Source organism: Bradyrhizobium uaiense, from assembly GCF_010811875.1.
In the GTDB taxonomy this organism is placed as follows: Bacteria; Pseudomonadota; Alphaproteobacteria; order Rhizobiales; family Xanthobacteraceae; genus Bradyrhizobium; species Bradyrhizobium uaiense.
The window spans coordinates 1-226 of the sequence record NZ_VKHP01001196.1; the positions used below are offsets into that span (position 1 = coordinate 1).

The following is a 226-nucleotide window of genomic DNA, read 5'->3' on the forward strand; positions in this document are numbered from 1 at the left end:
CATACCAGCTGCTGCTGCATCGAGAAAGCGGCGCAGGGCGGACGAAGCTGCAGGCAGAACAGAAGGCTTGGCTCCATCATCACTTGAGCGAAACCCGCCGTCTCGCGAGCGACCCGGACGCCGGCTCGGGGGCCTTCATGACCTCGCAGAGCTTCGAGTTGGATGACATCGCCAAGCGCACGCGTGAATTGGAACGCGCCCTTGGCAATGCACGCCAATCTGAATC

At 61.9% G+C, this 226-nt stretch carries 1 protein-coding gene; it reads left to right on the top strand.

The features are described 5' to 3' along the window. The coding region (locus tag FNJ47_RS49280; RefSeq protein ID WP_163163899.1) for a lysozyme inhibitor LprI family protein at positions 1 to 226 on the top strand (226 nt) is incomplete at both ends.